The organism is Microbacterium sp. LKL04, assembly GCF_900102005.1.
Classification (GTDB): Bacteria; Actinomycetota; Actinomycetes; order Actinomycetales; family Microbacteriaceae; genus Microbacterium.
The window spans coordinates 172,455-199,434 of the sequence record NZ_LT627736.1; the positions used below are offsets into that span (position 1 = coordinate 172,455).

The window sequence follows — 26,980 nt, forward strand, 5'->3', positions numbered from 1 at the left end:
GCGAGAGGAAGCTCACAGCTCATGAAGTCCAAGGTCATCGCCGGCGCCGGCGTCGCCGTCGTCGCCGCAGCCGCCCTCACCGGATGCTCCGGTGGTGGCGCCACGGCAGAGTCGTGCACCAACAAGATCGTCAACCCGGATGCGACCCAGGTGTCGGTCTGGGCCTGGTACCCCTCCTTCGAGGAGGTCGTCGACCTCTTCAACGAGAAGCACGACGACGTTCAGATCTGCTGGACCAACGCGGGCCAGGGCAACGACGAGTACACGAAGTTCTCCACGGCGATCGAATCCGGCAGCGGGGCGCCCGACGTCATCATGCTCGAATCCGAGGTCCTCTCGAGCTTCGCCATCCGCGACTCGCTGGTCGACCTCTCGGAGTACGGCGCGGGAGACGTGAAGGACGACTACACCGAGGGCGCCTGGAAGGACGTCTCCAGCGGCGACGCCGTCTACGCGATCCCCGTCGACGGCGGCCCCATGGGCATGCTCTATCGCCAGGACATCCTCGACGAGTACGGCATCAAGGCTCCCACCACGTGGGACGAGTTCGCCGCGGCGGCGCAGAAGCTCAAGGACGAGGGTGCGCCGGGTGTGCTCGCCAACTTCCCGCCCAACGGCCGCGCGTTCACCCAGGCGCTCTTCGCCCAGGCCGGCTCCGTGCCGTTCACCTACGACAGCGCCTCCCCGCAGGAGATCGGCATCGACGTCGCCGACCAGGGCTCGAAGGACGTGCTCGCCTTCTGGCAGGACCTCGCCGACAAGGGCCTCGTCGCCGTCGACGAGGCGTTCACGGCCGACTACAACACGAAGCTCGTCGACGGCTCGTACGCGATCTACGTCGCGGCGGCCTGGGGTCCCGGCTACCTGCAGGGGCTCGAAGGGTCCGACGAGGGCGCTGTATGGCGCGCAGCACCCGTGCCGCAGTGGGATGCCGCGAACCCGGTGCAGATCAACTGGGGCGGCTCGACGTTCGCCGTGACCTCCCAGGCCGATGACAAGGAGGCGGCGGCCACCGTCGCCAAGGAGATCTTCGGCACCGAAGAGGCGTGGAAGATCGGCATCGAGAAGGCCGCGCTCTTCCCGCTCTGGAAGCCCATCCTCGAGTCGGACTACTTCCGCGACCTGGAGTACCCGTTCTTCGGCGGGCAGCAGATCAACAAGGACGTCTTCCTGCCGGCGGCATCCGGGTACTCGGGCTTCACGTTCAGCCCGTTCCAGAACTACGCCTACGACCAGTTGCAGGAGGAGGTGACCGCGGTCGTCGTCGACAAGAACAAGGATGCCGCGCCCGCCCTCGACGACCTGCAGGCCACGCTCGAGAAGTACGCCACCGAACAGGGCTTCACGCTCACTGATTGACGCGCGGTGGGGGCCGGTTCGGCCGGCCCCCGCCCCTCCCCGGAAGCGACACCATGACCACTCAGGTACTCGAGCGGCCCGCGCCGCCGCGCCGCCGCAGCGGCATCCAGCGACGTCAGCAGGTCGGTTGGCTGTTCATCACGCCGTTCCTCGTCGTCTTCGCCGCGTTCCTCGTCTTCCCCCTCATCTACGCATTCGGGATGAGTCTGTTCAGCTCGACGCTGGCCACGGGGACGAAGTTCGTCGGCATCGACAACTATGTGAAGGCGTTCACCGACCCGCTGTTCCTCGGCGGACTCGGACGCGTGATCCTCTTCGCGCTCGTCATGATCCCGGCGCAGCTGCTCGTCGCGATCGTCGCGGCGCTCGTCCTCGACTCCCTCACCACGTGGGTGTCGAAGCTGTCGCGTCTGCTGATCTTCGCGCCCTACGCGATCCCGGTCGTCATCGGCGCACTCATGTGGAGCTTCCTCTACAGCCCCCGCTTCGGCCCGGGCGCCACGATCTTCGGGATCTTCGGACTTGAGGCGCCGAACTTCCTCTCCAGCGATTCGATCTTCTTCAGCCTCGTCAACGTCGTCACGTGGCAGTGGGCCGGGTACTACATGATCGTGGTCTACGCGGCGCTGCGCGCGATCGACCCCGCGGTCTACGAGGCGGCCCGCATCGACGGCGCCAACGGGTTCCAGATCGCCACCCGCATCAAGGTGCCGATGATCTCGTCCTCGATGGTCATGGTGATCACCTTCGCGCTGATCGGCACGCTGCAGTTCTTCACCGAGCCGACGGTGCTCCGCTCGATCGCTTCGGGCGCCCTGCCCGCCGACTACACCCCGAACATGTACGCCTACGCGCTGGCCTTCAGCTACAGCCAGTTCAACTACGCGTCGACGATCGCCTTCTCGCTGGGCGTGCTCGTGTTCATCGGCTCGTTCGGCTTCCTCTTCCTCACCCGCAAGCAGAACGGACTGAAGTGATGTCCGCCCTCCCCACCACGGCGTCGGTCTCGGACGACGCCCACACGACCGTCACCGGCATCCCCTCGCGCAAGAACCGCTCGGCGGGCCGCCCTCGCGGCCGGCGCCGCATCGGCTCGCACGTGCTGCTGATCATCCTCGCGATCTACTTCGTCATCCCGATCTGGTGGCTCTTCGTCGCCGCCACGAAGGACACCGGCGGGCTCTTCTCGAGCTCCGCGTTCTGGTTCGATCAGCCGGGCGACTTCTTCACCAACATCCAGGGTCTGTTCACCCACCAGGGCGGCATCTACTGGCGCTGGCTCGGCAACTCGTTCCTGTACGCGTTCGTCTCCGGGCTCGGTGCGACCGTCGTCGCCGTCCTCGCCGGATACGGGTTCGCGAAGTACCAGTTCCGGGGCCGCGGGGTCGTCTTCGGGATGATCCTCGGCTCGGTGATGGTGCCGCTCACCGCGCTCGTCATCCCGACCTTCATGCTGCTCAGCCAGTACGGCCTGATCAACACCCCGTGGGCGGTCATCCTGCCGTCGCTGCTGAACCCGTTCGGCGTCTACCTCATGCGCGTCTACACGCAGGATGCCGTCCCCGACGAACTGCTCGAGGCGGCGCGCATCGACGGGGCCGGGGAGTGGCGCACGTTCCGCACGATCGTCGTGCCGCTGCTGCGCCCGGCGATCGTCACGGTCCTGCTGCTGTCGGTCGTCGGCACCTGGAACAACTTCTTCCTGCCGCTGGCTGTCCTCACCGACCCGCAGCTGCTGCCCGTCACGGTCGGCCTCAACCGGTGGTTGGCGCTGTCGAACGCGGGCGCCGGCGGCGAGCAGGTCTGGAACCTGATCACCTCGGGCGCCTTCATCTCGGTCCTCCCGCTCCTGCTGTCGTTCCTGTTCCTGCAGCGGTACTGGCAGGGCGGTCTCGCCCTCGGTTCGGTCAAGTGACCGCCCCGTATCCCTCGTCCTCCCTCGAAACAGAAAGCATCTCTATGCCCAGCGCACGTCTCACCGTCGATCCCGCCTTCGCGATCGGCGATGTCCGTCGAAAGCTCTTCGGTGGCTTCGTCGAGCACCTCGGCCGCCACGTCTACGACGGCATCTACGAGCCCGGTCACGAGAGTGCGGATGCCGAGGGCTTCCGCACCGACGTCATCGACCTCGTCAAGGAGCTCGGGGTCGACACGATCCGCTATCCCGGCGGCAACTTCGTGTCGGGCTTCCGCTGGGAGGATTCGGTCGGACCGGTCTCCGAGCGTCCGCGTCGGCTCGACCTGGCCTGGCACTCGACGGAAACGAACGAGGTCGGCCTGCACGAGTTCTCGTCGTGGCTCGAGAAGGTCGGCAGTGACCTCATGATGGCGGTAAACCTCGGCACCCGCGGGACGCTCGAGGCGATCGACCTGCTCGAGTACTCCAACATCCGCTCGGGGACCGCGCTCAGCGACCGGCGCATCGCCAACGGTCGCACGGAGCCGTTCGGCGTCCGCATGTGGTGCCTCGGCAACGAGATGGACGGTCCCTGGCAGCTGGGGCACCGCTCCGCCGACGACTACGGCAAGATCGCGTCGCAGGCGGCGAAGGGGATGCGGCAGCTCGACCCCGACATCCAGCTCGTCGTGTGCGGGTCCTCGAGCGCCCACATGCCGACGTTCGGCGAATGGGAGCGGGTCGTGCTGACGCACACCTACGACGACGTCGACCTGATCTCGTGCCACGCGTACTACGAGGAGAGAAACGGCGACGTCGACAGCTTCCTCGCCTCGGCCGTCGACATGGACGGCTTCATCGAGAAGGTCGTCGCGACCGCCGACCACGTCGGCGCGGTGCGGGGATCGTCGAAGAAGATCGACATCTCGTTCGACGAGTGGAACGTCTGGTACATCGACCGTTTCCACGGCGTCGACAAGATCGAGGGCATCGACAACTGGCCGGTGGCGCCGCGCCTGCTCGAGGACTCCTACTCGGTGCTCGACGCCGTCGTCTTCGGCAACCTGATGATCTCGCTCCTCAAGCACGCTGACCGCGTGGCGAGCGCCTCGCTCGCGCAGCTCGTCAACGTGATCGCGCCGATCATGACCGAGCCGGGCGGGCCGGCATGGCGTCAGACGACGTTCTTCCCGTTCTCGATCACCTCGCGTCTGGCGAAGGGCGCCGCGCTCCGCGTCAAGCTCGAGTCGCCGACCCACACGACGGCGGTGTACGGCGAGGTGCCGCTCGTCGACGCCGTCGCGACGCACGACGCCGAGGCCGGTCGCAGCGCCCTGTTCCTCGTGAACCGGAGCACGACCGAGTCGATCGAGGTCTCGGTCGACGTCGCGGCGCTCGGCGACCTCTCGGTCCTCGAGACGCACACGCTCACCGACGACGACATCAACGCGAAGAACACCCTCGCCGACCGCGAGCGCGTCGCCCCGCGGCCGAACGAATCGGTCCGCGTCGAGGACGGCATTCTCACGATCACGCTGCCGCCGGTGTCGTGGACGGCGGTCGCGCTCGGCTGAGCCGGTTCCAGGCGGCATCCGTTCCCCGCAGTGAGACGGATGCCGCCTGTGCGACACTCTCGGGCGAGGGGGTCGAGATGAAGCATGCGGTGGTGGTGGTCGTCCTCGTGCTGGCCGCGGCGTCGCTCACGGGATGCAGCTCGCAGTCGTGTGCCTCGTGGGTGTCGTACTCCTCCGATGAGGAGCGCGCTCGTGATGCAGATGTGGTCATCGTCACCGATGCCGTCGAATCGGACGGAACGATGAACATCCTGGGATTCGACGCGAACGCGTACCGGGTCACCGTCGCCGAGGCGGAAAAGGGTGACGTCGTGATGGGTGAGGTGGTTCGCGTCGGATCGACCGCCGACAACTGCTCGGACGCGCCCTATGGGTCGCGAGACCCGCTCCTGCAGGAGGGGCCGCTGCGACTGTTCCTTCAACGGGGCGAGAGCGGGCTGCGCACCCTGACCCCCTTCGACGGGGTGCGGCCAGCCTCATGAGGGTCGCCTTCCACCAGCGGGTCGATCTCGTCGGCGACGTGCTCGTCCCGGCATCCGATCTGGCGGACATCGACCCCGCGGGCTACGCGCGGGCGATGTCGAAGTACGACGACACTCCCGAGAGGCAGCGCCTGAAGGTGACGGAGATCCCCGGGCTCGCGCGGACGTGGACCGAGGTCGTGTTCCTGAGCCCGGTCCACCCGCACGCGATCTGGCGGGCGTGGCGCGAGATCCGCGGCAGAGAGCTGCCGCGGGCGGAGTTCTGGGCGATCCCGGCGGACGACCTGCCGCACGGGACGGTGGTCCTCGACCGGACCGTCTCGGCGGTGGGCGACCCCCTCGACCCGGCAGAGGTCGCACCGTTCGATCCGGCGTCGTTCACGACGGCCACCGAAGTACCGGCCGCGAACCGGGCGTGGCTGGAGGAGATGGTCCGCCGCGGCGTCAGCGGAGCGTGGTTCCACGGCATCCCGCACGTCCTCGCTCCCGGCGCCGTGCCGGTACGCGGCGCCCGCGTGATCGGTTGGGAAGAGCCGGTCTGATCCGGCGTCGACCGCACATCACCGCAGATAGGCATCGACCAACAACGCGCCCCGGATCTCGCGGAGCGCGTCGACGATCGCGCCGACCGTTCGCGTCCCCGCGGTCCGGAGGACGACGTCGTGCGGCCCGAGCGGTTCGAGTCCGCCCGTGCGCACCCGCACGACCTCCCAGCCTGCCGCGCGCAGCAGCGCATCCTTGCGCCGGTCGGATGTCTCCCGTGTGCCGACGTGCTCGAGGCCGTGACGTCCGGGGGTGTCGTACTCGACCGCGACCCGCAGCTCGGGGAGCAGGATGTCGGGCCACACCTCCCGGTGGCGGAAGAACGGCCGCGCAACCCGGACCGCCGTCATCCCTTCGCTGAACAGGATCGCGGCGCTCAGGTCCGCCCGTAGCCGCGCTTCGGCAGCGGATGCCGGTGGGGGAGCGCAGGCGCTGACGAACGGCTCACCCGCCGGGAGGTCCGGGGTCTTCTCGCAGAGGGCTGGAGCGGAACGCTTGCGCACCGGAGCCGGAGCGGGGGCCACCGGCATCCGCACCGCCTTCGCCCGCTGCACGGCGGCGAGAGCCGCGCCCGCGTCGATGCGTTCGACGACCCTCACGGGGCGAGGCGCCGCGAGCGCAGAGCACTCCGGGCACCAGGCCGACCGGCGTCGCACGCGTCCCGGGCGTTCGCGTTGCTCGGTCGGCGTCGCAGCGAACCGATGGCCTGCGGAGCATTCCCAGCACAGGAGTACGTCTGCGGCGGGCGGGATCTGCGAGAGGACGATGCCGCCATTGAGGTCCGGGTGGTACTGCCGGACGAGCTCCGGATACGCGGCCCACGTGGACCGGTACGTCCCGACGGCGTAAGGGACATCGGTGCCGCGCGAGAACTGACGACGCTCCCACCACCACCGCACCGGTTCCGTCACGGTGCCGACGGTAGGCGAGGGCTCGGACACGGCATACTGCGGAGATGCGTGCACTTCGTGGCCTTTCCGTCGTCCTCGCCCTGGTCATCGTCCTCACCGGCTGCGTCTCCACGGCGAGCCTCGAGTCGGAAGAGTCACCGAGGCCGGCGCCGACGCGCGTCGTCGTCGATGGCGAGGCGGACGCTTCGTCCTGCACCCGCGGGGGCGATGCGGCCCTGCCGGTCGAAGAATCGCTCGACGGGATGCCGGGGGTGGAACGCGGTCCCGAGTACACCGCCGGCGTCGCTCTCTTCGAACGCGGCGACGGCGCCTGCGCGCCCGCCGGAACGGAGGCCGTCAACGCGCTGTGCGCTCCGCAGGTGGCGCGGGACGGCGTCTCCGCGTACCTCGCACCCACCGATCACATGTTCGCGGCGGGTGCGGCTTCCCAGATCCAGGCCTCGGTATCGGGACGCAGCACGAAGGGTGATCAATTCGTCTACCGCATGTCGGCCTGGCGCTTCGACTCATCCGCCGCGGCGCAGAAGGCCCCGCTCATCGATGCCGTCGCCGCGTGCGACGGCGTCGTCTCCACCCCCAGCGACGAAGGACAGCGGCTCGAGCTGCGCGACGGCGACGAGCCGTACCTCCGGCTGGATGTGGAAGGGGATCGGATCTTCGCGTTCCAGAGTCTGCGGCTGTCGGACGCACCTGGGCTGCGCACGACGTCGTCTGGCTTGCTCCCGGCGATCGCGGTGGATCACATCGAACAGTGGTGGCGTCTCCACGGTACGGACGTCGAGCCGACCGAACCCTGATCGGGCTCAGGCCACCTGCTGGCCGCACATGCCGCACTCGCCGGTCGCGGAGACCTCGACGAAGCAGTTCGGGCACATGGCGCGGACGACGTCCAGCGACGCCGCGGGGCGCTTCGGCGCGACGGTCCGCTCGGGACGCGGCTTCGGTGCGGTGCCGCGGGCCTTGCCCGGGCGAGCCACCGACGGCGGGGGCGGCGGCGCGGTCTTGGGGGCGTGCTCGGCGCAGTAGTAGCGCACGAATCCCGCGTGATTGTTGGGATGCCGGTGCTTGACGGCCCACAGTTCGGTGCGCTCCCGCGGCTCGCTGCCTGCGGGGCAGCTCACGCAGCGCGTCGGCTCGCCGGGCACGGCGTCGGCGGCGAGGACGGGGACCTCGAACGGAAGAGCGTCCCGCCAGTCGGATGATCTCGTGATCTTCATGCGGGGTCTCTCTGCAGCCCTCGTCGGGGGTGAGGACCGCCCTACAAGCTTCGCACGATCGGAGCCCGCGTGGGCCCCGCGCGTAGGCTGGCCGGGTGACCGTCTCCGAGCTCTTCGACCCGTCGGAGTGGACCGAGGCGCCCGGCGCCCAGGGCTACACCGACATCACCGCGCACGTCTCGACCGACGGACGGATCGCCCGCATCGCGTTCGATCGTCCCGAGGTCCGGAACGCCTTCCGGCCGCACACCGTCGACGAGCTCTACCGCGCGCTCGACATCGCCCGGCAGGACCCGAAGGTCGGCGTCGTGCTGCTCACCGGCAACGGCCCGAGCGCGAAGGACGGCGGCTGGGCGTTCTGCTCCGGCGGCGACCAGCGCATCCGGGGCCGCGACGGCTACACGTACGCCGCCGACGACGCGACGACCCCCGACCCGGCGCGCGCGGGCAGGCTCCACATCCTCGAGGTGCAGCGCCTCATCCGCTTCATGCCGAAGGTCGTCATCGCCGTCATCCCGGGGTGGGCTGCGGGCGGCGGGCACTCGCTGCACATCGTCTGCGACCTGTCGATCGCGAGTGCCGAGCACGGCAGGTTCAAGCAGACCGACGCCGATGTCGGCTCGTTCGACGCCGGCTACGGCTCGGCGTACATGGCTCGCCAGGTCGGTCAGAAGGTCGCCCGCGAGGTGTTCTTCCTCGCCGAGGAGTACTCCGCGCAGCGCGCCTACGAGATGGGCGCGGTGAATCGCGTCGTCCCGCACGCCGAGCTCGAGCGCGAGGCCATCTCGATGGCGCGGACGATCCTCGGCAAGTCCCCGACCGCGATCCGCATGCTGAAGTTCGCCTTCAACGCGATCGACGACGGCATGGTCGGCCAGCAGGTGTTCGCAGGCGAGGCGACGCGTCTCGCCTACGGGACCGACGAGGCCGTCGAAGGGCGCGACGCCTTCCTCGAGAAGCGCGATCCGGACTGGTCGCCGTACCCGTACCACTACTGAGTCCGCACCATGCAGCTGAGCCGCCTCCATTCCGCGGATCCGCGTGACGTCCTCCGCGCGCTCCGTGCCGCGGTGCTCGGCGCGGGACCGGCGGTCGCCCTCGGTGCGGCATCCGATCTCCCGACCGACGTCCCCGCAGGCACGGCCGTCGTCGTCACGACGAGCGGATCGACCGGGTACCCGAAGTCCGTCGCCCTCAGCCGGTCGGCACTGACCTCGTCGGCGCTCGCGACGGCGGAACGGATCGGCAGCGGGTCGTGGCTGCTCGCCCTCCCCGCGACCTACGTCGCCGGCGTCCAGGTGATGGTGAGGGCGCTCGTCGCCGGTCGCGACCCGGCGATCCTGGCCGGCTCGTTCACGGCGCAGACCTTCACGGCGGCCGCCTCGGCGATGGCCGCGAGCGAGGGCGGCCACCGCGTGCCGACGTACACGTCTCTCGTCCCCGCTCAGGTGCAGACCCTGGTCGAGGCGGGAGAGACGGATGCCGCGGTCGCCCGAGCGTTCGCCTCGTTCGACGCCGTGCTCGTCGGCGGGCAGGCGCTGCCGCCCGCGCTCGCCGACCGCGCCGCCGCGCTCGGCGCGCGCATCGTCCGCACCTACGGGTCGACCGAGACGAGCGGAGGGTGCGTCTACGACGGGCGGCCGCTCGAGGGCGTGCGGGCGCGCATCGAGGACGGCGAGGTCCAGCTCGGCGGCCCGACCCTCGCCGACGGCTACCTCGGCGATCCCGAGCGGACGGCGAAGACGTTCGTCCGCGGCGCCGACGGCGCGCGCTGGTACCGCACCGGCGATTCCGGGTCGTTCGACGACGGGGTCCTGCGCATCACGGGTCGCCGTGACAACGTCATCGTGTCGGGGGGCGTGAACGTCTCGCTCGATCGTGTCGAGCAGGCCGTTCGTGCGATCGGGGGGCTCGAGGAAGCGGTCGTCGTGCCGACGCGCGACGAGCGGTGGGGCGAGGCATCCGTCGTCGTCCTGGCGCGCCGCGCACTCGCGGGGCACACGGAACCCGACCTTCTCGCGGAGCTGCGGAGCGTGGTGGAAGCCGCGATCGGTGCACCCGCGCGACCGCGTGAGCTGCTCGTGCTCTATGAGGTGCCGATGACCTCGACCGGCAAGCCGGATCGCGCGCTCCTGCGCCGTCTGCTCGCGGACGACGAGGAGCCGGCGTCGCGCGGGGAATAGGATCCTTGCTCGTGGCCGCATCCCGAAAGACCTCCCGCAAGCCTGCCGCCAAGCGCACCGCGCCGCGTGGCAACCCGGCGAAGGCGCGCATGTCGTCTGCGCCGCCGAAGCCCGCCCCGGTCACCGCCCGCGACTGGATCGGTGCGGCGCGCCTTCGGACCCTGCCGCTCGCGATCAGTCCGATCCTGGTGGGCACGGGCGCGGCGGTCGCCGTCGGTGCCGGGTTCCACTGGGTTCTCGCGCTGTGCTGCCTCGCTGTCGCAGTGTCGCTGCAGATCGCGGTGAACTTCGCGAACGACTACAGCGACGGCATCCGCGGCACCGACGACCACCGTGTCGGCCCCACGCGCCTGACCGCGTCGGGTCGGGTGACGCCCCGCGCCGTCCTGACGGCCGCGCTGATCTTCTTCGCGATCGCGGCATTGGTGGGCATCGCGGTGGTCATCCGCACGCAGTTGTGGTGGATGCTGGCGGTCGGCGTCGTCTGCATCGTCGCCGCCTGGTTCTACACCGGCGGCAAACGGCCCTACGGGTACTTCGGCCTGGGCGAGCTGTTCGTCTTCGTCTTCTTCGGCCCGGTCGCCACCATCGGGACCACCTACGTGCAGGCGGGTTCGGTCCCCCAGGAGTCGTGGGTTCCGTCGATCGCCGTCGGCGCCCTCGCGTGCGGCGTGCTGATCACCAACAATCTGCGCGACATCGCCCAGGATCGCGTCGCGGGCAAGCGCACCCTGACGGTCCTCATCGGCAAGCGCGGGTCGCAGGTGCTCTACACGGTGTTCATGCTGGTGCCGTTCGCCGTCGTGCCGGTCCTCGGCCTCGTCTACCCGGTCGCGTGGCTGTCGCTGCTCGTGCTGCTGGTGACACTGTCGGCCACCCTCATCGTCTGGACGTACCGGACACCGCGCGAACTGATCGTCGCGCTCCAGCTCAGCTCGATCGCGTCGCTCGCGTGGAGCGGGTTCATCCTCTGGGCGTACGTCGCAGTCTGACGGTCAGCGGACGGTGCCGTCGGACGCGGCATCCTCATCGCGGAACGCATCTTCGACCGCCTCATCGCTGTTCGCGCGACGGCGCGCTTCGCGGCGCTCGGCGATCCCCATCGAGACGTCGTCGAGCGGGCGGCGGAGGAACAGCATCGAGAGGCTGAGGCCGATGAGCGCCGAGAAGATCGCGGCGAGCCAGTACTGCTCGCGGAGCACGGGGAACAGCATCATGATCCCGAACGGGACGAAGAAGGCGAGCAGCCGCAGCAGCGCGTAGACGAAGGCGGACCGAGCACGCATGCGCCCATTCTACGGCCGCCAGTCTGAGCGGCAGCCGCGCCGCCTCAGGGCGCGACGGCGCGCCTAGGATGGAGGAATGGCGCGCGTGTATCTGATTCTGGCGCTGCTGTTCGCCGCCTTCTGGGTCTACAGCATCGTCGACTGCGCGCTGCAGCCGCCCACCCGTCATCGCGGGGTCAGCAAGCCGATCTGGCTGCTCATCGTCATCCTCCTTCCCGTCGTCGGCGGCATCCTCTGGTTCGTGATCGGTCGCGCTCGCGCGTCGTCGCAGCGCGTGACCTTCCGAGCGCCCGACGACGATCCCGACTTCCTCGGTCGTATCGGGACCTCGAGCGATCAGGACGAGCGCATCCGCCGCCTCGAGGAGGAACTGGCCGCTCTCGACTCCGAGTCTCCCGACCCGCGCGATCGACCCGTCGATCCGCAGTCGGACGACGACACGGACGAACAGTCGCGCGGCTCGCGTTCCTGACATGACGACTGCCGGACCCGGGCGCGCGCCGGCGACCGATGCCGCGGCGGCGCTGCTCACTCGACTCGTGGAGCGCGGGCTGCGCCACATCGTCCTCTCACCCGGGTCGCGGTCGCAGGCGCTCGCGCTCGTCGCCGCCGAGCTCGAAGCGCGCGGGCTCGTCCGCCTCCACGTCCGTATCGACGAGCGCGTCGCGGGCTTCACCGCCCTCGGGATCGGTCGTGAGGACCGGATGCCGGCCGTCGTCGTCTGCACGTCGGGTACAGCGGTCGCGAACCTCCTCCCCGCCGTCCTGGAAGCACACCATTCCGGTGTGCCACTGCTGCTGCTCACCGCCGACCGTCCGCCGGAGCTCCGCGGCATCGGCGCGAATCAGGCCACGCGGCAGCCCGGGATGTTCTCCGGGTTCGTGCGGCTCGAGGCCGATCTCCCGGTGGCCGAGCTACGGGCCGATTCCTTCGACGCCGACGAGGTCGCCGCGTTCCGAGCCGCGGCCGACGAAGGGTGGGATGCCGCTGTCGGCGCCGGATCCCGCGTCGCCGGCCCCGTGCACCTCAACGTCCCCTTCCGCGAGCCGCTCGCCGGTGAGGTGCCCGCGTGGCTCCCGTCGGCGCCGGTCGATGCTCCGGCATCCGAGACATCCGTCACGGAGGAGACCGTCGAAGCGGAATGGGGCGCGCACTACCAGGGCGGCGGCGGCGTGGGTGCCGCAGTCGAGCCCGCCGAGTCCGAGCCGGTCGTGCTCGAGGCGGGCCCGCGGACGGTCATTGTTGCAGGTGCCGATGCGGGAGCGGATGCCGAACAGCTCGCGCATGACGGCCGGTTCCCCCTCATCGCCGAGATCGTCAGCGGCGCACGCTACGGACGACACCTCGTGCACGGCTACCGCCGTCTGCTGTCCGATCCCGATCTCGGCGGGCGCATCGAACGCGTCGTCGTCTTCGGGCACCCCACCCTGAGCCGCGAGGTCGCCCGCCTGCTCAGCCGCGACGACGTCGAGGTCCTCGCCGTGCGCGGACCGGGGGAGAACCTGAACCTCAACGGGGCGACGCTGCCGGTCGATGCCGTGGCTGCAGAGAGGGGCGATCGGGACTGGCTGGGCGCCTGGATGCGTGCGTCACGCGATCAGATCGTCGATCTCAGTCCCGCCGCTCCTGACGCCGATGCCCTGGCGTCGGCCGTCCCCGCCGAGCGGCTGGGGGCGATCTCCGCCGAACTCGGGGCGATCCGTGCACCGCTCGACCGGGCAGGCCTCGTCGACGCACTCTGGCGCGCGACCTGGCCGCATGACCGGTTGCTGTTCGGCTCGTCCCGTCTCGTGCGGGTGGCCGACGCGATCCTGGGCGGGAAGAAGGTGCCCGTTCATGCGAACCGCGGTCTCGCCGGGATCGACGGGACCATCGCGACGGGTCTCGGCATCGCGGCGGCGTCCCAGCGGGGCGCGACGCCCGGGGTCACCCGGGTCCTGCTCGGCGACCTCGCGTTCCTGCACGACGTCGGGGCGCTCCTGCATCCGTCGGCCGAAGCGGAGCCGCGCATCCAGGTCGTCGTCGGGAACGACGGCGGCGGCACCATCTTCGACGGTCTCGAGGTCGCGGGAGTCGCAGGGTCCGCGGCGTTCGACCGGGTCCAGTACACGCCGCAGACCGCGCGCATCGAAGAACTCGCGAGAGCGTACGGGTGGGAGTACCGGCGGGTCACCACGCGCGGTGCTCTCGATCAGGCGCTGACGTCGCCGGTCGGCGGGCGGCAGATCATCGAAGTCCCGCTGGAGCGATAGCGCCGGCATCCGCAAGACCGTCGCGTCGCGCGTCGCCGCACGGCAGGATGAGCGGCATGACTGCGACGCCTCACCCTTCCGGCGGCCACTGGACCACCTCGCCGACCACGCTGCTGCGGGTCGGATCGGGCTTCCGACTGGCGGACGTCGATCCCGATTCGACGCCCGGGTACGGCAAGGGCAAGAAGGCGGGCCAGGCCGACCTGGCCGCCGCGGCGGCGCAGTTCGATCAGCTGCAGGAGCGGCTGTACGCCCAGAGCCGGACGCAGCCGGACTCCCCGTCGGTTCTGCTCGTCCTTCAGGCGATGGACTCGGCAGGCAAGGGGGGTATCGTCCGGCACGTCATCGGCGCCACCGACCCGCAGGGCGTGCACCTGAAGGCGTTCAAGAAGCCGACGCCGGAGGAACTGGCGCACGACTTCCTGTGGCGGATCGAGAAGGAGGTGCCCGAGCCGGGGTACATCGGCGTCTTCGACCGATCACACTACGAGGATGTCCTGATCGGACGTGTCCGGCAGCTCGCCCCGGCGGACGAGATCGAGCGACGCTATGGAGCGATCGTCGACTTCGAGAAGCGCCTCGCGGACCGTGGCGTGCACATCGTGAAAGTGATGCTCCACATCTCCGGCGACGAGCAGAAGTCGCGGCTGGCGGAGCGGCTCGAGCGCCCCGACAAGCACTGGAAGTACAACCCCGGCGATGTCGACGAGCGCGAGCTGTGGCCGGCGTACATGGACGCGTACCAGACGCTCTTCGAGCGGACGTCGGCGGACCAGGCGCCCTGGTTCGTCGTTCCCGCGAACGCCAAGTGGTACGCCCGGCTCGCGGTGCAGGCGCTGCTGATCGACGTCCTGGAGCGTATCGACCCGCAGTGGCCCGCGGCGGACTTCGATGTGGCGGCCGAGAAGGCGCGGCTCGCTGCGACGTGAGCGCCGACATCGCGCACCACGGCGGTCTCTGGGAGAGCGGCGGGTCGGACGATCTCGCCTCGCCCGCATCGGTACACGATGGCGCTCTGCGGGTGTGTCGTCAGAAGGGTGCCGGGTCTCCGGGGTGTGTTGTGGCAGGGGTGAAGGCAACGGCCGGGGTGGGTGCGTCTTCTCTGTAGGTCCTGCCGAGGGGTGAGGTCCATTCGAGGACTCCACCCGAGAGTTGTCGCACCCGCCAGGCGGTGAATTGCTTCATCGAATGATGCCGTTGGCAGAGGTGGGCGAGGTTCCTCGTGGCGTTCCGCGAACGTCCGCGGGTGCATCCGGTGCGCAAGGATCTCGAGCTCACCCCGGACTCGGTTCGGGGTCTCGCCTTCGCACCGTTCGATGGCGATGGCTTCGAACTCGGCCCACAACTTCGCGGGCAGGTTCAGCCCGGCGTCGACGATCGCCTTCACGTGCCCCCGGACGATCCGCCCGGCTTCCCACGCGGCGACCGACGCGGGGAATCCCTCGATGATCGTCCGCGCCTCCCCGATCCGACGCTGAACCGCCCGGTCGGTGAGCCGCATCACCCCCGCGACCTCCGCAGAGATCGACCGGAGCACCATGTCGTGCACCGGGACTCTCGCGTTGCGGGGTGCGCCCTGCTCGTCCGCCAGCCGCCCCGCAGCGGCCAGCACGCGAAGCTCCGCGATCTGCCCCGCAGCGATCCGGCGGCCCACGTCCTCGACGTCCGCAACGATGCCCGCGACGGCGGCGGTATACGCCTCGCCATCGGGGGTTTCCATCGCTTCCGTCATGCCTCCACCCTCGCACCAACCTCCGACATCGACTCGAGCCGTTCATCGCAGGTGGGAGCGGATGGCCTTCGCGACGGCATCCGGTCGTTCGACCGGTACGAAGTGCCCGGAATCCGGCACGACCTCGAGGTGAACGTCCGAGAAGTGCTGGGGGAGGTTGTCCGCCCATTCCACTGGGAAGAGCGGGTCGTGCTCGGCCCAGAGCATCGTCGTCGGGACCGTGATCGGGCCCTCGTCCGCTGAGTATCCCCGGTTGGCGGTGTACCACTCGAGGCTCGCGGCGAAAGCCCCCGGCCGCGCGTAGGCCGCGACGATCTCGTCGAGGTGCGGGGGAGGAGCGGCATCCGCTCGCCACGTCTCCCAGATGTAGGTGAGGTACGTCCGGACGGCGCGCTCGTCGCCGTCGATGAGGGCCGCGGCCACGGGTTCGCGGTGGAAGTGCTGATACCAGAAGGTCGAGGCGAGGGCGGGGGATGCCGCACGGTCGCCGATCCCCGGATAGGCAGGCGTCAGCACCGCGCCGTCGAACCGGTCGGGGTCGGCGCGGAGGGCTGCTTGAGCGATGCGGCTGCCGATGTCGTATCCGCCGATGACGACGCCCCCGGTGACACCGGCCTCGTCGAGCTGGGAGAGGAGCCGGCCGGCGTGCGCAGCGGCGGTCGCATCGAATGCGGGCGACGTGCCGGTGAATCCCGCGCCGAACCCCGCGAGGTCGGGGACGATGACTTGTTCCCCGCTCAGGTGGGCCACGACCTGGTCGTAGTCCGAGGGGAGTCCGGGCCAGCCGTGCAGGAGGACGACGGTCATGGGTCGAGGCTAGCGACGCGACAACGGCACGGGATGACATCCCCGTAGATTGAGGGGCATGATCGAACCCATCGCGCTCGACCACACCTTCACCGCACCGATCGGTGTGGAGGTGAAGGGCGAAACCTGGGCCTGCGTCGAGATGCCGGGCTCGGCTGAGTTCTTCGGCACCGGCCGCTCTGTCCGGGTGGACCTGACCGTCGACGCCGTCGAGATGCCGAACGTCGGGCTGATGGTGACGGGCACCGGTGGCCACATGGTGTCCCTGAACGCGGCGGTCCGCAAGAAACTCGGCAAGGGGATCGGCGACACGGTCACCGTTCGTCTGACCCGTCGCCTCACATAGGTCAACCCCCGGCGTCAGCCCTCCTCGCGCGGATAGCGTGATGCATCCCGGTCGGCAGGGCGGGGGAGGGAAGGGCGCATGAGACGTCGAGACGCTGCGACCGCGGAGGATGCGACGGTCGACGGACGGCGATTTCGCATCGTGCGCTCGCGAGGCCCCGCTACGACGCGGACCATCCTGCTGGTGCACGGCATCGGGATGTCGCATCGCTACCTGCGTCGGCTTCACGCCGAACTCGCGCGTACCGAGTCGGTCGTGTCGATCGACCTGCCCGGATTCGGAGGGGCCCCCAAGCCGGGCGAAGACCTCGACGTCCCCGCGATGGCGGCGGCGATCGCGGGACTGCTCGACCGTCTGGGTCTTCAGGACGTCGTCGCCGTGGGGCACTCGATGGGCAGTCAGTGGGTCGTCGAGCTGGCGATCCAACGTCCCGATCTCATTACTCATGTGGTCGCGATGGGCCCGGTCGTCGACGATCGCCACCGGACGGCCTTCGCGCAGGCCCGCGCGCTCGCTCTGGACACCTTCGGTGAGACGCCGAGGGCGAACTGGCTCGTGCTCAGCGACTACGTCCGCTGCGGCATCCCCTGGTACACGCGACAGCTCCGGCACATGCTCGCCTACCCCCTGGAGGATCGCGTGCGTTTGCTCTCGCTGCCCCTGCTCGTGCTCCGTGGCGCACGCGATCCCGTCGCGGGAGGGGCGTGGTGCCGCAGGCTGGCTGCCGCCGCTCCGGATGCGGCCGTCGCGGAGATCCCGGGAGGGTTCCACGTCGTCCAGGACAGGGCGCCGCGGGATGCCGCCGACGCGATCACCGCCTTCGTTGCGGCACGGACACCGCCGGTGCCCGGGGTCCGGCGATGATGCGACTCCTCCGCAACGCCGCATGGTGGGTGCGCGACTACCTCTACGCACTCCGGTGGCAGGTGAACGCCGCGCTCGGCCGCACCGATCCGCGGGAGTTCACGACCGGGGACCTGACTCCCGTGGTGATCCTCCCCGGCGTGTACGAGACCTGGCGGTTCATGACCCCGCTCATCACGGCGATGCATGAGCGGGGGCATCCCGTGCACGTCCTGCCCGTCCTGCGGCGCAACCGACGTCCCGTCGACGAAGCTTCGGCCATCGTGGTCGAGTACCTCGCCCAGCACGACCTGCACGGATGCGTCCTGCTGGCGCACAGCAAGGGCGGCCTCGTCGGCAAACGCGCCATGGTCCGGGACACGGACGAGCGACGGATAGACAGCATGCTCGCGGTGGCGACACCCTTCGGGGGATCGCGCTACGGCCGTGTGATGGTCCTCCCCTCGTTGCGCATCTTCTCGCCCCGGAGCGCGACGATCGTCGCCCTGTCGAAGGAGCACGAGGTGAACGGCCGCATCGTGTCGGTCTACGGGCAGTTCGATCCGCACATCCCCGAGGGAAGCGAGCTCCCGGGCGCCGCGAAGAGCGTCCGGCTGGATACGGGAGGGCACTTCCGCGTGCTGGCGCATCCCCGCGTCATCGCGGAACTGATCAATCTGTCCGAGGAACCGCAAGCCGCACGGTGATCACTTGTGAAGGTCAGCCGACCCAGCATCTGGGTTGGTGGGAATGCCCGTGAGACGCCGGCCCCGTCCTGACACTCCGCCGATCACGGCAGCGACGGAGGCGAACACCAGCACGACGCCGCAGCCCTGCGTCAGAGTGAGGGTCTCTCCCGCGATGAGGCCGCCGATCGAGAGCGCCACGACCGGGCTCAGGAGTCCGAGGAAGGCTGGAACCCGTGCTGGCAGTGCGGCGATCCCGCGGAACCAGAGGGCGTAGGCGAGCGCGGTGCCGATGAGGGTGAGGTAGACGTAACCGGCGATGTTGGTGAGCGTGGGCGGCTGCTCGGGGAGAGGCTCGAAGACTGCGACGAGCGCGGCGAGGATGAGACCGCCGGCGACGAGCTGCCATGCGGTGACCACGAGAGGCGGGTGCTCGCTCGACCAGGCTTTCGTCAACACCACTCCGAGCGCCATCGACACCGCACCCAGCAGGGCGGCCGCGACGCCGATCGCATCGAGCCCGCCCGCGGCCCGCAGGACGATGAGCGCGACGCCGGTCACCCCGGCGATCCCCGCGGCGACGACCCGCCCCGTCAGCTTCTCGGCGAGCAGGCGAGAGGCGAGCACCGCGACCAGCAGGGGCTGGATGCCCCCGACCACCGCCGCGACTCCTCCGGGCAACCGGTCGGCGGCGATGAAGAGGAAGGCGAAGAAACCGCCGATGTTGAGCGCGCCGAGCACGACCGACTTCCACCACCACGAGCCTCGAGGGAGCCGCCGTCCGATGGTGAGGAGCAGGATGCCGGCGGGCAGCGCGCGCACCGTCGCGGTGAGGACCGGATGGTCCGCGATGAGCAGCGTCGTCGCCGTGAGGTACGTCGTGCCCCAGAGGATCGGAGCGACTGCCGTTATCGCGACGGCCGACGTGGTTTTGCTAAGCACTTAGTCAATATAGCTCACTGCTTAGCGATATGGTCGAGGAATGGACCACGTCGATCGCATCCTCGCCCAGTGGCGCACCGCCCGGCCCGGTCTGGATGTGAGTCCGATGGCTGTGATCGGTCGCCTGAGCCGCGCCGCAGCCGTCGTCGACGGGAGGCTCGCTGAGACCTTCGCCTCGCACGGCATCGACGCCGGAACGTTCGACGTGCTCGCAACCCTCGCTCGTCAGGGGGAGCCCTTCCGGATCACTCCCGCCGAACTCGCCGCCGACGCGATGATCACCTCGAGTGCGGTTGCCCAGCGCCTCAACCGCCTGGATCGGCTGGGTCTCGTGATCCGCGAGCCGAATCCCGACGACGGCCGTGGCAAGTTCGTGCGGCTCACCGACGCCGGGCGCGCGCTGCTCGACGCGGTGCTGCCCGATCATCTGACGACCGAACGAGAGATCCTCGCACCACTCACGGCCGCTGAGCGCAGCACGCTCGCCGGCCTGCTGTCGAAGCTGGCCGGCGAGGGGTGATCGCCGCGCCCCTCAGGCGAGCGCGTCCACGATCGGGCGGAACTTCACCCGGGTCTCGAGCATCTCCGTCTCGGGGTCGCTTCCGGCGACGATGCCCGCGCCGGCGTGAGCGATGAGCGGGATGTCAGCCCCGGCATTTGTGTGCACGTCGAACTGGGCGCAGCGCAGGGCGATGGCCCATTCACCGTCGCCCGCGGCGTCGATCCACCCGACGGGTCCGGCGTAACGGCCGCGGTCGAAGGGCTCGACGCGGCGGATGACCTCGAGCGCCGCCTGTGTCGGAGTCCCGGCGACAGCGGCGGTCGGGTGCAGCACCTCGACCAGGTCGAGAGAGGACGCGTGCCCCGACAGCGAGCCTTCGACATCGGTCGCCAGATGCCAGACATTGGGGAGCTTCAGCATGAACGGCTCGGGCTCGGCGACCAGTGCGGTCGTGTGCTCGCGCAGCGCCGTCAGCACGCTCTGCACGGCGTACCGGTGTTCGTCGAGATCCTTGGGGCTCGTCGCGAGGGCGACGGATGCCGCGGTGTCGGCGTCGGCGTCGGCACCGCGCGCGGCGGTCCCGGCCAGCACGCGAGCAGTGACGGTGCCGCCCGAGACGGTCACGAGCGTCTCGGGGCTCGCCCCGATCGTGCCGTCCACCGCGAAGGTCCAGGTGTCGGGGTACGCCGAGGCGAGGGCGCGGACCAGACGTCGCAGGTCCGACCCGGCCGGAACGGTGCCCACCAGATCGCGGGCCAGGACGACCTTGGCGACCTCGCCGGACGCGATCGCCTCGAGACCGGCGCGCACCTCGCCCTGATAGCCGTCGGGCGTGCACGCACCGGGGCCGACGGTGGCCGACCAGTGCGGGCCGAGGGTGACCGCCTGGGGTTCTTCGCGCTCGGGCTCGCCCTCGACGAAGACGTGGGTCACCCAGCTCGTGTCGCTGCGGCGACCGATGATCATGCGCGGCACGGCCAGCGCAGCGCTCGCCGAGGTGTTCGCCGGGTCGAAGGGGAGGGCGCCGAAGGCGACGAGGCCGGACCCCGGCATCCGCACCTTGTCGTCGATCTCCGCTGCGGCGGCGACATCGCGCCACCACTGCGCGGCCGGCGCGCCGGCGGGGAGCTCCGCCGCACGACCCACGCCGACGAGCAGGTCGCCGCGGCGAGACCAGACGGTCGGGTCGTCGGGCGAGGCGTAGACGAGCGGCTCATCGACCGGTTCGATCCGGCGGGTGACGGCACGCAGCCGCGGGATGCCGAGTGCAGACGAGGTCACCCGGCCAGCCTAATCCGGCGCCGGTGCGGCGGACCCGTCCTCTCAGCCCGGCGGCGCCCCGCCCCGATTAGGCTCGACACGTGACCGACCAGCCCTCCCGCACCCCGTCCACCCGCGCGGACCTCGGCAAGGATCCCGCCCGCGTCAGCGGCATGTTCGACGAGGTCGCGCCGGCCTACGACCGCACCAACGCGGTGCTGAGTCTCGGGAACGACAAGCTGTGGCGCATCGCGACGACGCGCGCGGTGGCGCCGCGCCGTGGTCAGCGCATCCTCGACCTCGCCGCCGGCACCGGCGCGAGCTCGGTCTCGCTCGCCGGCTCGGGCGCCGACGTCGTCGCGGGTGATTTCTCGGCGGGGATGATCGCCGAAGGCACGCGGCGGCACGGCGGCATCCCGAATCTGTCCTTCGTCGAGGCGGACGCGACGGCGCTGCCCTTCGCCGACGAGGAGTTCGACACCGTCACGATCTCGTTCGGCCTTCGCAACGTCAACGACCCCGACAAGGCTCTGCGGGAGATGCTGCGGGTCACCAAGCCGGGCGGAACGCTCGTGATCTGCGAGTTCTCGCACCCGCCGGCAGCGCTCATGCGCGGCCTCTACCGCTTCTACAACGACCGCATCCTGCCCGTCGTCGCTCGCGCCTTCAGCTCGAACGCGGCAGCCTACGACTACCTCAACGAGTCGATCCGCGACTGGCCCGACCAGCGCGCCCTCGCCGGGCGCATGCGCGGCGCAGGCTGGGAGCAGGTGGCGTGGCGCGACCTCAGCTTCGGGATCGTCGCCCTGCACCGCGCGCACAAGCCCGCAACCCCGGACCGGGCCTAGAGCGCGACGGGTACGCTGGAGGCATGACCCCCCGCCCCGGTACTCCGGGCTCGCAGATCGCGAGCCGACTCGGCGTCACCGAACGCATTTTCGTGGGACCGCGGATGCGGAAGCTCCTCACCACGGTCGAAGAAGGGCTCGACCTCGTCGAAGCCCGCCTCGCCGGTGAGTTGAAGGTCGGCGATTCGCTCGCCGACGTCACGTCCCGCTACCTCTACGAGGCCGGCGGGAAGCGGATGCGGCCGATGCTGGCGATCCTCACGGCGCAGCTCGGCTCGGGGGTGACCGACGACGTCCTCGCCGGTGCCACCGCGCTCGAGATGACCCACCTCGGATCGCTGTACCACGACGACGTCATGGACGAGGCGGACCGTCGTCGCGGCGTTCCCAGCGCTCACGCCGTGTGGGGCAACAGCGTCGCGATCCTCACGGGCGACCTGCTGTTCTCGCGCGCCAGCCAGCTCATGGCGAAGGTGGGGGAGCGGGCGATCCGTCTGCAGGCCGACACGTTCGAGCGCCTCGTCCTCGGCCAGATGCACGAGACCGTCGGTGCGCAGCCGGGCGATGACCCGGTGGAGTTCTACCTGCAGGTCCTCAGCGACAAGACCGGTTCGCTCATCGCCGCCGCGGCCGAGACGGGCGTCATCTTCTCGGATGCCTCGGACGAATACGCGGCTCCCGTCCGCGAGTTCGGTGAGCGGGTCGGGGTCGCCTTCCAGCTGCTCGATGACGTCATCGACCTGTCGGCGGACGCCGCCGAGACCGGGAAGGTGCCCGGCACCGACCTGCGCGCAGGCGTGCCGACGATGCCCTACCTGCTGCTCGGCCGCGCGAGCGACCCGGCGTCGCAGTCGCTGAAGGTCACGATCGACGAGGGCGTCGCCCGCATCTCCGACGGCGCGGACCCGGCGATCCTCGACCACCCGCTCACGCAGCTCCGCGAACACCCCGCGACCGAGGCGACCCGTCGGCTCGCGCACGAGTGGTCCGATCGCGCCGTCGCTGCTCTGGCCCCTCTGCCCGACGGGCAGGTCCGCGAGGCGCTGACCCGTTTCGCCCAGGTCGTCGTCGACCGCTCCAGCTGATCACCCGGCGGATTCGCCGCTTCTTCGTCACGCCCGCACGCGGGCTCTCGGAAAGGACACCCATGACCAAGCTTCGGCTGGCCATCGTCGGCGCAGGACCCGCCGGCATCTACGCGGCGGACATCCTCCTCAAGGCTGAGCGCAAGTTCGACGTCTCGATCGACCTGTTCGACCACCTGCCCGCCCCTTACGGACTCGTCCGCTACGGCGTCGCCCCCGACCACCCGCGCATCAAGGGCATCATCAACGCCCTTCGCGACGTCCTCGACCGCGGCGACATCCGCATCTTCGGCAATGTCCGCTTCGGCACCGACATCACCCTCGCCGACCTCAAGAAGCACTACAACGCGGTCATCTTCGCGACCGGTGCGATCAAAGACGCCGATCTCGACATCCCCGGCATCGACGCAGAAGGCTCGTACGGTGCCGCCGACTTCGTGAGCTGGTACGACGGCCACCCCGACTTCCCGCGCGAATGGCCGCTCGATGCCGCATCCGTCGCGGTCCTCGGCAACGGCAACGTCGCCCTCGACGTCGCGCGCGTGCTCGCCAAGCACGCCGACGACCTGCTGCCCACCGAGATCCCGGCGAACGTGTACGACGGCCTCAAGGCCTCGCCCGTCACGGACGTGCACGTCTTCGGCCGCCGCGGCCCGGCACAGGTGAAGTTCACGCCGCTCGAGCTCCGCGAGCTCGGCGAGCTGAACGACGTCGACATGGTCGTCTACGACGAGGACTTCGATTACGACGAGGCCTCGAAGGCCGCGATCGCGTCGAACAAGCAGGTCATGGTGATCGACCGTGTGCTGCAGTCGTGGCGCCAGCGGCCGAGCGTCAACAACGCCGGCGGCGAGGCGAGCCGACGGCTGCATCTGCACTTCTGGGCGCGGCCCGTCGAGATCACCAAGGATGCCGACGGTCGCGTCGCGTCGATCGTCACCGAGCGCACCCGACCCGACGGCTCCGGCGGGGTCGAGGGAACCGGCGAGATGCGCGAGATCCCCGTCGGCCAGGTCTACCGCGCCGTCGGCTACTTCGGCTCGCCGCTGCCGGACGTGCCGTTCGACAAGCGCCACGGCGTGATCCCGAACCATGAGGGTCAGGTCGTGAAGAAGGGCTCGAACGAGCGCGTTCCCGGCGTCTACGCGACCGGGTGGATCAAGCGCGGACCCGTCGGCCTCATCGGCCACACCAAGTCCGACGCGATGGAGACCATCCGCCACCTGATCAACGACCAGGCATCGTGGTGGACTCCCGAGGACGCGTCCGACGAAGCGATCATCTCGCTGCTCGCCGAGCGTCAGGTCGCCTGGACCGACCTCGACGGGTGGCACCGACTCGACGAGCACGAGGTCGCCCTCGGCGCTCCGCACGAGCGCGAGCGCATCAAGGTCGTCGACCGCGATGAGATGGTGCGGGTCTCGCGCGGCGAGTGATCGCGACATGACCGGCGGCTGGGAGCAGGACGTCCTGGGACGTCCGTTCGAGCGGCTCACGCTGCCACTGGGCAGCGACTCGGAGGGCGAGGTCGTCGCGACGCTCGTCCGGCTCGATCCGCCGAAGCTCGCGGGCCTCACCGGGCCGCTGCGCGACGTCGACGTCCTCTACCTGCACGGCTGGTCGGACTACTTCTTCCAGGTCGAGCTCGCGCGCTTCTGGGCGTCCCTCGGCGCGCGGTTCCACGCCCTCGACCTTCGCAAGTACGGTCGCAGTCTGCGGCCGGGGAACACGCCCGGCTTCGTCACCTCGCTCGACGTGTACGACGCCGACATCGCCGCGGCGCTGGGCGCCATGGGGCATCCGCTCGATCGTCCGCGGTCGCGTCGCCGCCTCGTGATGATGGGGCACTCGACCGGAGGTCTCACCGCCACGCTGTGGGCATCCCGTCATCACGGCCGGCTCGATGCGCTCGTCCTCAACAGCCCGTGGCTCGAGCTGCAGCTCGGCACACTGGGGCGGCAGGCGCTGTCGCCGCTCGTCCAGATGCGCGCGAGAGTCGACCCGATGGGTGCGCACCCGGTCGTCGACCTCGGCTTCTACACCCGGGCGCAGACCGAGGTCGGGGCTCTCCCGGTGCGCGGGTACCGACGCGAGTGGCGGCCCGAGCGCGGTTTCCCGACGCATCCCGGGTGGTTGGCGGCGATCGTCGAAGGCCACCGGCGGGTGTCGGCGGGAGTGGATGTCGGGTGCCCGACGATCGTGCTCCTCTCGACGAAGTCGACGAACCCCTTCGCGTGGAACGCGGAGATGACCGGCAGCGACTCCGTCCTCGTCGTCGACGACATCGCCCGCGCCGCGACGCGGATCGGGCGGGAGGTGACGCTCGCACGGATCGAGGGCGGCATCCACGACATCTTCCTGTCCCGCCCCACCCCGCGCGAGCAGGCCTACCTGGCCCTCGAACGGTGGCTCATGCGGGGTGTGCTCGGCCGCTCGCGCGATTCGAGGCGAGCCCGAGAGTCAGGCTGACCGCTGCTCCCAGCAGCATGACGCCCGCCATCGGCACCGCCGTCTCCTCTCCCCACAACCCCACGATCGGGGTCACGAGCGCACCGACCGCGAACTGGCAGGCGCCCATGAGCGCTGCTCCGGCCCCGCGGTTGCTCGCCGTCGCGCGGGCGAGGCCCAGCGCGTTCGCGTTTCCGAAGGTCAGCCCCGCGCCGCCCATCGTCGTGAACGCGCAGGCGAGGAAGAGCGGGACGGACAGGATGCCGGTGGCCGCCGAGACCGTCATGACCACCCCTGAGGCGACGCCGAGCGAGGCGCCGACCACCAGCATCCGCTCCGGCCCGATCCGCGGCGCGTACGTCGCGTTGATCAGGTTCGCGACCAGCAGTGCGCCGCCGCCGCCGGCGAAACCGAGACCGTAGAGCAGGGGCGGCATCCCCAGGATGATCTGCCCGACGAAGGGGGATGCCGCGACGTAGGCGAACAGGCCCGCGAAGCCGGAGACATAGGCGCCCGTGTACCCCAGGTAGACCCGGTCCCTCATGAAATGGGCGAATGAGGCGCGCATGGTCCGCAGGCCGCCGGTGTGCCGGAGTTCGCGGGGGAGAGACTCCGGGACGACGAGCCAGGCGAGGACGAGCATGAGGACGGCGATGACGGCGAGAGCCGTGAGTACGCCCCGCCACCCCGAGAACGAGGCGACGAGGCCGCCGATCGGGGGAGCGATGAGGGGGCCGAGTCCGCCGACGGTCGCGATGAGGCTGAGCGCGCGCACCGCGGTGCGCCCCGTGCTGAGATCGACCGCGATGGCCCGCGCGACCACGACGCCAGCCGCACCCGACAGTCCCTGCAACAGGCGCAGGCCGACGAACACCTCGATGTTCGGGGATGCGATCAGGGCGACGCTCGTCAGGGTGAAGGCCGCCGTAGCGAGGAGGAGAACGCGGCGGCGCCCCCACATGTCCGAGAGCGGGCCGAGCAGCAGCTGCCCGACGCCCAACCCGAGGAGGAACGCGGTGAGGGTCAGTTGGACCGTGGCGGGCGCGGCCTCGAGCTGGTCGGCGATCTGGGGGAGCGACGCGAGGTACATGTCGATCGCGAACGGCCCGACGGCCGAGAGGAACCCGAGGACGACGACGAGCCGGCGGGTGAGGCGCGGCGCGGTCATGCCCGGGGGCGCAGCAGCGCGCCGAGCGTGCGGAGCGTGGACTCGAGTCCGACGCCGGGGTCGAGGAGCCACTGGATCTGCAGACCGTCGGATGCCGCGATGAGGAGCGCCGCCAGGTGCTCGGCCGGCACGTCGTCGCGCACGAGGCCCTCCTGCTGCTGCAGTCGAAGGCTCTCGGTGATCGATCTGCGAAGGCTCTCGAATCGCAGGGTGAAGAAGTCTCGGCCGACGCCGTCCTCGGTCTCGAGCGACGCGGCGAGGAGGGTGGAGTAGAGCGTCACGAGCCCCGGGATCCCGACGTTCCTCCGGGCGGCGTGGATCATCGTGTCGATACCGGGCCGAAGTTCGGACGGATCGTCGTGGGTCTGCTCGGCGTGTGCGTAGACGGCGACCAGGAGCTGCTCGCGGGAGTCGAAGTAGTGCAGCAGCGCCGCGTGGGACACGCCGATGGCCTCCGCGATCTTGCGGAGCGACGTGCCGCTCGCGCCGCGCTCGCGGAACACCTCGATGGCGCGGTCGAGGATCTCCTGGCGCCTGGCGACGCCCTTCGGCCGCGATCCGCGGCGGCCGATCACATCGTCCTCGTCCTGGGTCATGGGGACAGAGTAG

At 70.2% G+C, this 26,980-nt stretch carries 29 protein-coding genes and 1 pseudogene; 21 read left to right on the forward strand and 9 right to left on the reverse strand.

Features of this window, described 5'->3' with window-relative positions:
• Positions 1–21 precede the first annotated feature (21 nt).
• Genes BLP38_RS00860 through BLP38_RS00885 form a run of 6 tightly spaced genes read left to right on the forward strand, consistent with a single transcriptional unit; the run spans position 22 to position 5,854 of the window.
• Positions 22–1,359 carry an ABC transporter substrate-binding protein gene (locus BLP38_RS00860; protein ID WP_091351777.1) on the forward strand — a complete coding sequence of 446 codons (1,338 nt, stop codon included), beginning with the start codon at positions 22–24 and terminating at the stop codon, positions 1,357–1,359.
• Between the two features lie 53 nt (positions 1,360–1,412).
• Positions 1,413–2,336 carry a carbohydrate ABC transporter permease gene (locus BLP38_RS00865; protein WP_091351778.1) on the forward strand — a complete coding sequence of 308 codons (924 nt, stop codon included), beginning with the start codon at positions 1,413–1,415 and terminating at the stop codon, positions 2,334–2,336.
• A complete protein-coding gene (locus BLP38_RS00870; protein WP_091351779.1) occupies positions 2,336–3,274 on the forward strand; it encodes a carbohydrate ABC transporter permease in 939 nt (312 codons plus the stop codon). Before BLP38_RS00865 ends, BLP38_RS00870 begins: the two co-directional genes overlap by 1 nt.
• Positions 3,275–3,318: 44 nt before the next feature.
• The gene (gene arfA / locus BLP38_RS00875) at positions 3,319–4,830 is read left to right on the forward strand and encodes an arabinosylfuranosidase ArfA (RefSeq protein WP_091351780.1); all 1,512 of its coding nucleotides are present in this window, start codon (positions 3,319–3,321) and stop codon (positions 4,828–4,830) included.
• Positions 4,806–5,312: a hypothetical protein gene (locus BLP38_RS00880; RefSeq protein ID WP_231916536.1), complete on the forward strand. Its 507-nt coding sequence runs from the start codon at positions 4,806–4,808 to the stop codon at positions 5,310–5,312. The genes arfA and BLP38_RS00880 overlap by 25 nt, the downstream gene beginning before the upstream one ends.
• Positions 5,309–5,854 (forward strand): hypothetical protein, encoded by a 546-nt coding sequence (locus tag BLP38_RS00885; RefSeq protein WP_091351781.1) that lies wholly within the window; start codon positions 5,309–5,311, stop codon positions 5,852–5,854. Before BLP38_RS00880 ends, BLP38_RS00885 begins: the two co-directional genes overlap by 4 nt.
• 18 nt (positions 5,855–5,872) lie before the next feature.
• Here the strand turns inward: BLP38_RS00885 and BLP38_RS00890 are convergent, their stop codons facing one another.
• On the reverse strand, positions 5,873–6,766 hold the full coding sequence (locus BLP38_RS00890; RefSeq protein WP_091359386.1) for a zinc-ribbon domain-containing protein: 894 nt from the start codon (positions 6,764–6,766) through the stop codon (positions 5,873–5,875).
• A gap of 44 nt (positions 6,767–6,810) precedes the next feature.
• On the opposite strand from BLP38_RS00890, the gene BLP38_RS00895 reads away from it, so the two are divergent.
• Positions 6,811–7,563 (forward strand): hypothetical protein, encoded by a 753-nt coding sequence (locus BLP38_RS00895; protein ID WP_091351782.1) that lies wholly within the window; start codon positions 6,811–6,813, stop codon positions 7,561–7,563.
• A gap of 6 nt (positions 7,564–7,569) precedes the next feature.
• On the opposite strand, the gene BLP38_RS00900 is transcribed toward BLP38_RS00895, so the two are convergent.
• Positions 7,570–7,983 (reverse strand): glucose-6-phosphate dehydrogenase, encoded by a 414-nt coding sequence (locus tag BLP38_RS00900; RefSeq protein WP_091351783.1) that lies wholly within the window; start codon positions 7,981–7,983, stop codon positions 7,570–7,572.
• Positions 7,984–8,078: 95 nt separating this feature from the next.
• Between BLP38_RS00900 and BLP38_RS00905 the strand changes: the two genes are divergently transcribed.
• From BLP38_RS00905 to BLP38_RS00915, 3 genes are read left to right on the forward strand one after another with little or no spacing between them, the layout of a single operon-like run.
• Positions 8,079–8,981: a 1,4-dihydroxy-2-naphthoyl-CoA synthase gene (locus BLP38_RS00905; RefSeq protein ID WP_091351784.1), complete on the forward strand. Its 903-nt coding sequence runs from the start codon at positions 8,079–8,081 to the stop codon at positions 8,979–8,981.
• A 9-nt stretch (positions 8,982–8,990) separates the two neighbouring features.
• Entirely contained in the window at positions 8,991–10,166 is a 1,176-nt protein-coding gene (locus BLP38_RS00910) for an AMP-binding protein (RefSeq protein WP_091351785.1), read from the forward strand.
• An 11-nt stretch (positions 10,167–10,177) separates the two neighbouring features.
• Positions 10,178–11,158: a 1,4-dihydroxy-2-naphthoate polyprenyltransferase gene (locus BLP38_RS00915; RefSeq protein WP_091351786.1), complete on the forward strand. Its 981-nt coding sequence runs from the start codon at positions 10,178–10,180 to the stop codon at positions 11,156–11,158.
• A gap of 3 nt (positions 11,159–11,161) precedes the next feature.
• Here the strand turns inward: BLP38_RS00915 and BLP38_RS00920 are convergent, their stop codons facing one another.
• Complete coding sequence (locus BLP38_RS00920) at positions 11,162–11,452, reverse strand: DUF4229 domain-containing protein (RefSeq protein WP_091351787.1); 291 nt, start codon at positions 11,450–11,452, stop codon at positions 11,162–11,164.
• A gap of 76 nt (positions 11,453–11,528) precedes the next feature.
• On the opposite strand from BLP38_RS00920, the gene BLP38_RS00925 reads away from it, so the two are divergent.
• The 3 genes from BLP38_RS00925 to BLP38_RS00935 are packed head-to-tail and all read left to right on the forward strand — an operon-like array spanning position 11,529 to position 14,633.
• Positions 11,529–11,924, forward strand: coding sequence for a PLD nuclease N-terminal domain-containing protein (locus BLP38_RS00925; RefSeq protein WP_091351788.1), 396 nt, complete (start codon positions 11,529–11,531; stop codon positions 11,922–11,924).
• A gap of 1 nt (position 11,925) precedes the next feature.
• Positions 11,926–13,704, forward strand: a complete 1,779-nt coding sequence (gene menD / locus BLP38_RS00930; RefSeq protein WP_091351789.1) for a 2-succinyl-5-enolpyruvyl-6-hydroxy-3-cyclohexene-1-carboxylic-acid synthase — start codon at positions 11,926–11,928, stop codon at positions 13,702–13,704.
• 56 nt (positions 13,705–13,760) lie between these two features.
• The gene (locus tag BLP38_RS00935; protein ID WP_091351790.1) at positions 13,761–14,633 is read left to right on the forward strand and encodes a PPK2 family polyphosphate kinase; all 873 of its coding nucleotides are present in this window, start codon (positions 13,761–13,763) and stop codon (positions 14,631–14,633) included.
• Positions 14,634–14,733: 100 nt separating this feature from the next.
• Here the strand turns inward: BLP38_RS00935 and BLP38_RS00940 are convergent.
• Both BLP38_RS00940 and BLP38_RS00945 read right to left on the reverse strand, forming a co-directional pair.
• Positions 14,734–15,436, reverse strand: a pseudogene (locus BLP38_RS00940) (hypothetical protein).
• Positions 15,437–15,478: 42 nt separating this feature from the next.
• Positions 15,479–16,243 (reverse strand): alpha/beta fold hydrolase, encoded by a 765-nt coding sequence (locus BLP38_RS00945; RefSeq protein WP_091351791.1) that lies wholly within the window; start codon positions 16,241–16,243, stop codon positions 15,479–15,481.
• 58 nt (positions 16,244–16,301) lie between these two features.
• On the opposite strand from BLP38_RS00945, the gene BLP38_RS00950 reads away from it, so the two are divergent.
• The 3 genes from BLP38_RS00950 (at position 16,302) to BLP38_RS00960 (ending at position 18,139) form a co-directional block, all read left to right on the forward strand.
• A complete protein-coding gene (locus BLP38_RS00950; RefSeq protein WP_091351792.1) occupies positions 16,302–16,589 on the forward strand; it encodes a DUF1905 domain-containing protein in 288 nt (95 codons plus the stop codon).
• A gap of 78 nt (positions 16,590–16,667) precedes the next feature.
• The gene (locus tag BLP38_RS00955) at positions 16,668–17,453 is read left to right on the forward strand and encodes an alpha/beta fold hydrolase (RefSeq protein ID WP_091351793.1); all 786 of its coding nucleotides are present in this window, start codon (positions 16,668–16,670) and stop codon (positions 17,451–17,453) included.
• A complete protein-coding gene (locus tag BLP38_RS00960; protein WP_091351794.1) occupies positions 17,450–18,139 on the forward strand; it encodes an esterase/lipase family protein in 690 nt (229 codons plus the stop codon). The genes BLP38_RS00955 and BLP38_RS00960 overlap by 4 nt, the downstream gene beginning before the upstream one ends.
• On the opposite strand, the gene BLP38_RS00965 is transcribed toward BLP38_RS00960, so the two are convergent.
• Entirely contained in the window at positions 18,140–19,060 is a 921-nt protein-coding gene (locus BLP38_RS00965) for an EamA family transporter (protein WP_091351795.1), read from the reverse strand.
• A 40-nt stretch (positions 19,061–19,100) separates the two neighbouring features.
• Between BLP38_RS00965 and BLP38_RS00970 the strand changes: the two genes are divergently transcribed.
• On the forward strand, positions 19,101–19,580 hold the full coding sequence (locus BLP38_RS00970; protein ID WP_091351796.1) for a MarR family winged helix-turn-helix transcriptional regulator: 480 nt from the start codon (positions 19,101–19,103) through the stop codon (positions 19,578–19,580).
• A 12-nt stretch (positions 19,581–19,592) separates the two neighbouring features.
• Here the strand turns inward: BLP38_RS00970 and BLP38_RS00975 are convergent, their stop codons facing one another.
• Complete coding sequence (locus BLP38_RS00975) at positions 19,593–20,843, reverse strand: isochorismate synthase (RefSeq protein WP_091351797.1); 1,251 nt, start codon at positions 20,841–20,843, stop codon at positions 19,593–19,595.
• 80 nt (positions 20,844–20,923) lie between these two features.
• On the opposite strand from BLP38_RS00975, the gene BLP38_RS00980 reads away from it, so the two are divergent.
• The 4 genes from BLP38_RS00980 (at position 20,924) to BLP38_RS00995 (ending at position 25,224) form a co-directional block, all read left to right on the forward strand.
• A complete protein-coding gene (locus BLP38_RS00980) occupies positions 20,924–21,670 on the forward strand; it encodes a demethylmenaquinone methyltransferase (protein ID WP_091351798.1) in 747 nt (248 codons plus the stop codon).
• 23 nt (positions 21,671–21,693) lie between these two features.
• Complete coding sequence (locus BLP38_RS00985) at positions 21,694–22,755, forward strand: polyprenyl synthetase family protein (protein ID WP_091351799.1); 1,062 nt, start codon at positions 21,694–21,696, stop codon at positions 22,753–22,755.
• Positions 22,756–22,817: 62 nt separating this feature from the next.
• Complete coding sequence (locus tag BLP38_RS00990) at positions 22,818–24,191, forward strand: FAD-dependent oxidoreductase (protein WP_091351800.1); 1,374 nt, start codon at positions 22,818–22,820, stop codon at positions 24,189–24,191.
• A gap of 7 nt (positions 24,192–24,198) precedes the next feature.
• Positions 24,199–25,224 carry an alpha/beta hydrolase gene (locus BLP38_RS00995; RefSeq protein ID WP_091351801.1) on the forward strand — a complete coding sequence of 342 codons (1,026 nt, stop codon included), beginning with the start codon at positions 24,199–24,201 and terminating at the stop codon, positions 25,222–25,224.
• On the opposite strand, the gene BLP38_RS01000 is transcribed toward BLP38_RS00995, so the two are convergent.
• Together BLP38_RS01000 and BLP38_RS01005 are read right to left on the reverse strand one after the other, a co-directional pair.
• Positions 25,166–26,371 (reverse strand): multidrug effflux MFS transporter, encoded by a 1,206-nt coding sequence (locus BLP38_RS01000; protein WP_091351802.1) that lies wholly within the window; start codon positions 26,369–26,371, stop codon positions 25,166–25,168. The genes BLP38_RS00995 and BLP38_RS01000 overlap by 59 nt on opposite strands.
• A complete protein-coding gene (locus BLP38_RS01005; protein WP_091351803.1) occupies positions 26,368–26,967 on the reverse strand; it encodes a TetR/AcrR family transcriptional regulator in 600 nt (199 codons plus the stop codon). Before BLP38_RS01005 ends, BLP38_RS01000 begins: the two co-directional genes overlap by 4 nt.
• Positions 26,968–26,980 lie beyond the last annotated feature (13 nt).

Bases quoted from the DNA above. Each gene is read 5' to 3' on its own strand.
- BLP38_RS00910 (WP_091351785.1), top strand. From the start codon at position 8,991: ATGCAGCTGAGCCGCCTCCATTCCGCGGATCCGCGTGACGTCCTCCGC.
- BLP38_RS01000 (WP_091351802.1), bottom strand. From the start codon at position 26,371: ATGACCGCGCCGCGCCTCACCCGCCGGCTCGTCGTCGTCCTCGGGTTC.
- BLP38_RS00885 (WP_091351781.1), top strand. From the start codon at position 5,309: ATGAGGGTCGCCTTCCACCAGCGGGTCGATCTCGTCGGCGACGTGCTC.
- BLP38_RS01005 (WP_091351803.1), bottom strand. From the start codon at position 26,967: ATGACCCAGGACGAGGACGATGTGATCGGCCGCCGCGGATCGCGGCCG.
- BLP38_RS00895 (WP_091351782.1), top strand. From the start codon at position 6,811: ATGCGTGCACTTCGTGGCCTTTCCGTCGTCCTCGCCCTGGTCATCGTC.
- BLP38_RS00900 (WP_091351783.1), bottom strand. From the start codon at position 7,983: ATGAAGATCACGAGATCATCCGACTGGCGGGACGCTCTTCCGTTCGAG.
- menD (WP_091351789.1), top strand. From the start codon at position 11,926: ATGACGACTGCCGGACCCGGGCGCGCGCCGGCGACCGATGCCGCGGCG.
- BLP38_RS00870 (WP_091351779.1), top strand. From the start codon at position 2,336: ATGTCCGCCCTCCCCACCACGGCGTCGGTCTCGGACGACGCCCACACG.
- BLP38_RS00860 (WP_091351777.1), top strand. From the start codon at position 22: ATGAAGTCCAAGGTCATCGCCGGCGCCGGCGTCGCCGTCGTCGCCGCA.
- BLP38_RS00990 (WP_091351800.1), top strand. From the start codon at position 22,818: ATGACCAAGCTTCGGCTGGCCATCGTCGGCGCAGGACCCGCCGGCATC.
- BLP38_RS00960 (WP_091351794.1), top strand. From the start codon at position 17,450: ATGATGCGACTCCTCCGCAACGCCGCATGGTGGGTGCGCGACTACCTC.
- BLP38_RS00935 (WP_091351790.1), top strand. From the start codon at position 13,761: ATGACTGCGACGCCTCACCCTTCCGGCGGCCACTGGACCACCTCGCCG.
- BLP38_RS00865 (WP_091351778.1), top strand. From the start codon at position 1,413: ATGACCACTCAGGTACTCGAGCGGCCCGCGCCGCCGCGCCGCCGCAGC.
- BLP38_RS00920 (WP_091351787.1), bottom strand. From the start codon at position 11,452: ATGCGTGCTCGGTCCGCCTTCGTCTACGCGCTGCTGCGGCTGCTCGCC.
- BLP38_RS00970 (WP_091351796.1), top strand. From the start codon at position 19,101: ATGGACCACGTCGATCGCATCCTCGCCCAGTGGCGCACCGCCCGGCCC.
- arfA (WP_091351780.1), top strand. From the start codon at position 3,319: ATGCCCAGCGCACGTCTCACCGTCGATCCCGCCTTCGCGATCGGCGAT.
- BLP38_RS00985 (WP_091351799.1), top strand. From the start codon at position 21,694: ATGACCCCCCGCCCCGGTACTCCGGGCTCGCAGATCGCGAGCCGACTC.
- BLP38_RS00925 (WP_091351788.1), top strand. From the start codon at position 11,529: ATGGCGCGCGTGTATCTGATTCTGGCGCTGCTGTTCGCCGCCTTCTGG.
- BLP38_RS00950 (WP_091351792.1), top strand. From the start codon at position 16,302: ATGATCGAACCCATCGCGCTCGACCACACCTTCACCGCACCGATCGGT.
- BLP38_RS00945 (WP_091351791.1), bottom strand. From the start codon at position 16,243: ATGACCGTCGTCCTCCTGCACGGCTGGCCCGGACTCCCCTCGGACTAC.
- BLP38_RS00955 (WP_091351793.1), top strand. From the start codon at position 16,668: ATGAGACGTCGAGACGCTGCGACCGCGGAGGATGCGACGGTCGACGGA.
- BLP38_RS00995 (WP_091351801.1), top strand. From the start codon at position 24,199: ATGACCGGCGGCTGGGAGCAGGACGTCCTGGGACGTCCGTTCGAGCGG.